General features: G+C 40.0%; 3 protein-coding genes. 1 reads left to right on the top strand and 2 read right to left on the bottom strand.

All coding sequences use genetic code 11. The features are described 5' to 3' along the window. Positions 1-1,546: CsgG/HfaB family protein (locus tag JCM15548_RS20215; RefSeq protein ID WP_083985289.1), on the bottom strand; the 1,546-nt coding region annotated here is incomplete at its 3' end. Between the two features lie 234 nt (positions 1,547-1,780). On the opposite strand from JCM15548_RS20215, the gene JCM15548_RS20210 reads away from it, so the two are divergent. Further along, positions 1,781-2,164: a LytR/AlgR family response regulator transcription factor gene (locus tag JCM15548_RS20210; protein ID WP_062129002.1), complete on the top strand. Its 384-nt coding sequence runs from the start codon at positions 1,781-1,783 to the stop codon at positions 2,162-2,164. 71 nt (positions 2,165-2,235) lie between these two features. Here JCM15548_RS20210 and JCM15548_RS20205 read toward each other — a convergent pair. Further along, a partial coding sequence (locus JCM15548_RS20205) for a reverse transcriptase domain-containing protein (RefSeq protein ID WP_227626073.1) occupies positions 2,236-3,163 on the bottom strand: 928 nt, incomplete at its 5' end.

Here is a 3,163-nt window from a genome sequence, read left to right as displayed (position 1 = left end):
TTAGGTTTATTCCATGTGCTTCTAGGTATCTATTCCTGTATTCAATGCTTGCTAAGTATGTGTATCCAAATGAGAATCTTCCTGAAACAGCGAAGTCAATTGATAGCTTGCCAAGTAGTTCCTGATCTAACAATAAAATTAAGACTGGTTCAACACTAACTATTCTTTGTTTAATATTCTCAACATATGAATTACTTAAATCCAATTCACTTTCAACATTGAAACTTTTGTTAAACTTTATTAGTCCTTGCGCCATGTTTCTCTCACAATCTTTTATTTTCAAAGTACCAATATGCTTGTTTCCAACTTCCTTAATCTCCCCGGATATTTTTGAAGATTCATATAGCATTGTGTAAACCGGATAAGAAAAGTGGTTTTTAAAACCCTCTTCTACGCCTTTATTAATTATGGCTGTATGCTTATCTGAAACAGATATTCTGTCATTCTCATAAACATAATCTATCTGAGTAATAGACGCATTTATAACTTTAGGTTCCTCTTTGGTAGCTGATTTCCCTGAAATATTGATTGTATTCCCTCGAAAGTGCCTCACATCAATTTTTCCCTCGAAGTAATCATCAATATAACCGGCAAGGTTGGTCAGAGCCGCCTTAGTGGCCTGACCGGTTACAGTATTTAAAAAGGAGGTCGCCCCTCCCTTTAGTTGAAGCCCTCCCAAAGCTCCTTGTTCAAGATTGATTTGGCTTCGACCAAATGACTGTTGCATTTCTGATGCTATGAAAAGTATTTCACCTGTTTCAACATTTACAACCCTTAAAGAGATATTCACAATAGCCCTCAACTGAGAGGTTCGAACATCAGATACATACTCTGAACCCATATTGATGCCCGATAACGCTTCTGCTGTCCCTAGAATACCTTTGATGGGTACGCCGGTGCTAATCTCCACCACATCAGGTTCATATACTGTTCCGGTTATAAAATAGTCCACACCGCGGGTACGTCCTATTCTTAATGCTTCCTTTTCATCAATAATACCCTGTTGGGATATTGCAATTTCATCCATTTGGAGTCCAAGCGTTTGCCTGTCAATCACTTTAAACTTGTCAATACTAAATAGTTCTTCCGTAAGTAAATCAGCAATATAGAAACCCAGATACCCTCCTCTGGCACTCGTTACATTCATGGGTTGTATAGCAATAGATTTTCGAAATTCTCTTGATGCATCAGTTGTAATATCCATAATTTGAGCCACCATACCTGGTTGCAACTGATTAATAGCAGTCCGCGGTGAAACCCTACCAACAGAATAATTGGGCTTAACTTCGATTATTTCAACGTATGCAATTACTTCGGGTTCACGTTGAATCGTTTCTCCAGTAACTGGATGAACGAAATGTTCACGTTTTTTCACTACCTGTAATCCGGCTCCAATGGATATCTGTGAGTCGTTTAAATCAATGTAAACGGCATCATCCTCAATAGCTAATATGACACCTTTGATAATAGAGGATTGTGCATAAGTTATTTCTACTGTTAAAATATAAAGACAAAAGAAAAGTGATTTTTTCAGATAATTAAGCATAGGATTTCAATTGATGATGGTCAACTTGTATGGTATAGAAGATTTGTGATAAATAAAATCATTATCATTTTAGCAAATATCTTTCTTAATAATTGTACATCCAATACCTTTTGACTGGAATTTAACCAACCAAACCATTTCATTAACGAACGTCAGGAGTTATTTAATCAAAAAATATTATGTTGATTTGAGAAATTCTTTAAATTGTGGAAATATAAATCATTAGGCCCAAAAATGTACAAAGTAATAATCGCTGATGACGAACCCCGTGCCATAGAAGTGCTGGAAAAGCTTTTGGGAAATTTTGCCGGATATACGGTAATAAAGACCATAAGGGATGAATCTGAAATCTTACCCTCAGTAATTGCCCTTGAGCCGGACTTGCTGTTCTTGGATATTAATTTGGGACAAACAACCGGAATGGACGTAGCACGGGAATTGAATATGTTGGGGCGACCCTTGCAGATCATCTTCATTACCGCATATAATCAATATGCTTTGGAGGCTTTTGATTGTAAGGCATGTGATTATTTATTGAAGCCTGTTTCACTGGCACGTTTGTCGCAGGCATTGAAGCATTTTGAGGAGCATTATCATGTCAACGTACCAATCGAGTAGGAGAAACGGGATTATTTCCCGTTTCGTCCTCTCACACCACCGTACGTACGGTTCTCGTATACGGCGGTTCCCTAATTTACAACTCTTACCGCTTTGTAATAATCCAGAAAGAAAACGTATCCAGCCTTACGCAAACGTTGGTCTGTTACTGTTCGGGATAGGATAGAGCTCTTTGCTATGCGCCAGTAGCCTTTCCTAGTGTTCGCCCACTCATAAGCTTTGTATTTATTAATACCAAGCTTTATAAGGTTGGCCATTTTGGTTTTTATCCGTTTCCATTGTTTCCAGATGACCATTCGTAGCCGTCGGCGATACCACTTATCCGTCCCTTTTAGCAGACTTTGCATATCGGCCAGTTTGGAGTATTGCACCCAGCCCCTAATGTATTGACTTAGTGCTTCCTTCCTGCGCTCGTTGCCCCACCCGTTGCTTCTCGATGTCAGCTTTTTAATTTTGGCTTTCATCTTTTCCACACTTTTGGGGTGTATCCTCAACCTTCCTTCACCTCTATAGCGATAGAAGGTATAGCCAAGGAACTTAACATCCTTTACGTGTGCTACCTGGCTCTTGTCCCGATTGACTGTCAAGAAAAGCTTTTCTTCTATAAAAGAAACGATGCTTTTCATCGTCCGGTGGGCGCTTCGCCGGCTTTTGCAGAGTATTACCATGTCATCAGCATAACGTACAAATTTATGCCCTCTGCTTTCGAGTTCCCGGTCCAGCTCATTCAGTAGGATATTGCCCAGCAGAGGACTTAGTGGTCCTCCTTGCGGTACACCTTCATGGGTTTCTTCGTAGTGGTCTTCGTGCATTACTCCAGCATTTAGGTACTTGTGGATAAGTGACACCACCCGCCCGTCTTTAATGGTGCGCGATAGTATCTCTATCAACTTGCTGTGGTTAACGGTATCGAAGTACCGCTCCAAGTCTATATCTACTGCGTAGACATTACCTTGGGTAATGTAGTCCCGACACTTACGAAGGGCGCCATGAGCGCTT

Origin of the sequence: Geofilum rubicundum JCM 15548, assembly GCF_000974365.1 — a bacterium.
Taxonomy (GTDB): Bacteria; Bacteroidota; Bacteroidia; order Bacteroidales; family Marinilabiliaceae; genus Geofilum; species Geofilum rubicundum.
This window is presented reverse-complemented; position numbering and strand designations above follow the sequence as displayed.

Excerpts from the sequence above, each read along its gene's own strand:
- JCM15548_RS20210 (WP_062129002.1), top strand. The coding sequence starts at position 1,781 with ATGTACAAAGTAATAATCGCTGATGACGAACCCCGTGCCATAGAAGTG.